At 75.0% G+C, this 3,188-nt stretch carries 2 protein-coding genes and 1 pseudogene; all 3 read left to right on the top strand.

Annotated features, from left to right (window positions below; all coding sequences use genetic code 11):
• The first annotated feature begins 696 nt into the window (after nucleotides 1–696).
• On the top strand, nucleotides 697–1,260 hold the full coding sequence (locus ABT122_RS33400) for a toxin-antitoxin system, toxin component (RefSeq protein ID WP_351559923.1): 564 nt from the start codon (nucleotides 697–699) through the stop codon (nucleotides 1,258–1,260).
• 28 nt (nucleotides 1,261–1,288) lie between these two features.
• Nucleotides 1,289–2,449 carry an MAB_1171c family putative transporter gene (locus ABT122_RS33395; protein WP_351559921.1) on the top strand — a complete coding sequence of 387 codons (1,161 nt, stop codon included), beginning with the start codon at nucleotides 1,289–1,291 and terminating at the stop codon, nucleotides 2,447–2,449.
• A 362-nt stretch (nucleotides 2,450–2,811) separates the two neighbouring features.
• A pseudogene (locus tag ABT122_RS33390) lies at nucleotides 2,812–3,188 on the top strand (hypothetical protein); the annotation flags it as partial.

Raw genomic sequence — 3,188 nt, 5'->3', positions numbered from 1 at the left:
GCGGGGGGCCCCGGGGGGGGGGCCGCCCCCCGAACCCCCGCTCCTCAAACGCCGGAGGGGCTTGGGTTGCTCAGGTCGCCAGCGGGGCTGAAAGGGTGCGGCCCAAAACACGGGGCAGGCTGAAGGGGTGCGCCTGAAACGCCGACGAGGCTGAAAGGGTGCGGCTCAGTCGCCGGCGGAGCCGAGGGGGGCGTGGCACGAACGCCGGCGCGGCCGGGGCGATGTGTCCCAGCCCCCGGCGGAGCCGAGGGGGCGCGGCCCGAACGCCGGCGCGGCCGGGGCGGTGCGCCCCAGCCCCCGGCAAGGCCCTGGCCAAGGTCCGCCTCAAGCACCGGCGAGGCCGCGTGGACGCGGCACCCCCGCCCCCAGCGAACCCAAGCGAACCCAAGCGAACCCCTGAAAGGGCACACCTGGGGGGCGATTCGGCAGACATTCCCCCGTACATCACACATCACCCCATACGCACCCCCTCAGGCTGTCACCGCGCCAGAGCCTGAGGGCCCCCGGAGGCTGGCCCGGTGGTGGCGACTTGGGAGACCGTCGTGCGCGGGGTACGCGTGTACGAAGTACGGTTGCGCGGGGGAAGTCGCCCGAAGTGCACCGGCACCAGGGGTGATTGCAGGACGCGGGGCCTCGGGCCCGCGTCGGGGACGGGGTCGGACGGGGTGGGGTGCTGTGTGCGGCAGGAAGAGGGAGATGCGCCGGCTGTGCGCGCGGCTGGCGGGAAGTCTGCGGCTGTCCGTTCCCGCCGAGCCCGCCTCGGTCTTCGGGGCCCTCGCCGCGAATCTGAGCGCGCAGCGGCGGCGCGAGGTCCGCATCGTGTTCCGGCACTTCCCGCCGGGAACCGTCAGCGGGCTCTGGTCGGACCGGGGCGACCACGATCTGATCGTGGTCGAGGAGAGCGCCCCGCCCCAGCACCAACTGGTCATCACCGGCCATGAGATCTGGCACATGCACGCCGGCCACCGGGGCGGCCACGCGGACGGCGCCGCGCGGGCCCTGGTGTCGGGAGCCGCGCTCCCGGATCTCGCGGGCCTGCGCGAGATGATCGCCGACACCGCCGCCCGCTCCGGCTTCGGCGGCGCCGAGGAGAGCGCGGCGGAGCTGTTCGGGCTGATGCTCGGCACCGAGCTGCGCCCGCTGCTGGAGTGCCGGGCTGGCTCCGGCGCCCCGCCCCAGGGCGGGGTGGCCGCCCGGATACACGCCTCGCTCGGGCACCGCGCGCCGCGCGGCGTGACCCGCCCCGCCGAGGCCCGCTGAGAGCCGGTGGCCGATGGGGAACGCCGGCATGATCATCCCGGCCGTGCTGCTCTTCGGCGCGTTTCTGCTGAAGCTGCCCGCGCTCTGCCGCAACCGGCAGGACATCCTGCTGGGGGCCGTCTGCGGGCTGCTCCTGATGGGCGGGCTGGTCTTCCTGCTCGCCGCGGTGCCGACGATCGCGGCGATCAACCGGATCAGCGGTGTCCCCAACCTCGCCGCGCCCGTGGTCTACAGCGCGATCACCGCCTTCAGCGGCGCCTGTCTCATTCTCATCGTCATCTGGCGCGGCGGCACCACGGACACCACCCGCCGGACCTCCCGGATGTGTGTGATCGCCTACAGCGCGGTGATCCTCGCGCTGAACACCATGTTCCTGCTCGGCGAGGCGCCAGAGGAGCGGCTGCGGGACTTCGACACCCACTACGCCACCACCCCGTTCATCCGCGAGATGATCGTCCTCTATCTGCTGGCGCACGCGGTCGCGGCGGTGGTGACGGCGGTGCTGTGCTGGCGCTGGTCGCGGCGGGTCACCGGGGTGCTGCGGGCGGGTCTGGTGCTGATCGTCGTCGGCTATGTCCTCAATCTCGGTTTCGACGGCGTCAAACTCGCCGCGGTGGCGGCCCGCTGGGCCGGCCGCGACTGGGACGGGCTCAGCACCTCGGTGGCCCCGCCCCTGGTCTCCGTCGCCGCCCCGCTGGTCGGCGGCGGTTTCGTGCTGCCGCTGGTGGCCCAGCGTCTCGGCATCGGCTGGCGCACCGCCGTGCGCTACCGCAGGCTCGGCCCGCTGGCGGGCCGGCTGACCGGCTCGGCGTGCCAGGGCGGCCCCTCGGTGACGATCGGCCCCTGGGCCTCGCTGGAGCTGCGGCTGATCCGGCGGGAGGCCGCGATCCACGACGGGATCATCTTCCTGCGGCCGTACTTCGACACCGGGGTGTACGAGGAGGTGCACGCGCGCGCCCTGGCGCTCGGGCACTGCCCCGCGCGGGCGGGGATTCTCGCGGACGCGGCGATGATCGCCGCGGCGGGCGACGCCTGTGCGGCGGACCCGGGCCGGACCGAACTCTTCCCCGGCGCCCGGCCCGCGCAGCCGTCCACCCGGGCGGACGATCTCGTGGAGATGTCGCTCGCGCTGCGCTCCTCACCGCTGGTCCACGAGGTGCTGCGGCGCGCCGCCCCGTCGCGGGGCTGATCCGCCGGGGCGCGGTCCCGGGTCCGGTTCGACGGCGCCGGAGGCCCCCGGGTTCCCCGGGGATGGAGCGGCCAGCAGAATCCCGCCAAAGGTTCGGAGGAGCCGGGCGCGGCGCGAGGTCGCGCCCGTTCCGCGCCGGCGGGTGGGACCGGCATACCCATTACGGCCCCAACCGGCGCACTCTCCGGCTCGTCGCGGACCGTCCGGAGCCCCGCCGCGTGGCTGACACGCCCTGATCGTGTCCGGAAAACTCGCAACCTCGCCGGGCACCCGAGACCCCGCACCGAACCCTCTGTACGGTGTGGTGCCAGGCTGAGCCGCCGATCGAGCCGGGGGAGAGTGCAGTGGGCACCAGGAGCGCCATGCGCCAGCTCCGTGAGGATCTCGCGGGCGCTCTCGAACAGGCCGGGCCCACCGGACCGGAGGAAGTCTTCGCCGCGCTGTGCGCCCGGCTCGCCGAGCGCCGGGGCAGGCCGGTGGTGCTGCGTTTCGTGGACTTCCCGCCGCAGACGGCGAGCGGGCTCTATCTCGACATGGCGGACCGCGATGTCATCTGCGTCCAGGCCGGCACCCACCCCGTCCACCAGCTGATCATCTTCGGGCACGAGGTCTGGCACATGGTCGCGGGCCACAGCGGGCACCACGGCACGGCCGGGGCGGCGGGGGCCCCCCCCCCGGGGGCGGCGGGGGCGGGGCGGCGGGGGGCCCGGGGCCCGGGGCCCCGGGGGGGCGCGGGCCG

This window comes from Streptomyces sp. NPDC001985, assembly GCF_040296845.1.
Classification (GTDB): domain Bacteria; phylum Actinomycetota; class Actinomycetes; order Streptomycetales; family Streptomycetaceae; genus Streptomyces.
Note: the sequence above shows the minus strand (reverse complement) of the source record. Positions and strands in the feature narration are given on the sequence as shown.

Bases quoted from the DNA above. Each gene is read 5' to 3' on its own strand.
- ABT122_RS33400 (WP_351559923.1), top strand. From the start codon at position 697: ATGCGCCGGCTGTGCGCGCGGCTGGCGGGAAGTCTGCGGCTGTCCGTT.
- ABT122_RS33395 (WP_351559921.1), top strand. From the start codon at position 1,289: ATGATCATCCCGGCCGTGCTGCTCTTCGGCGCGTTTCTGCTGAAGCTG.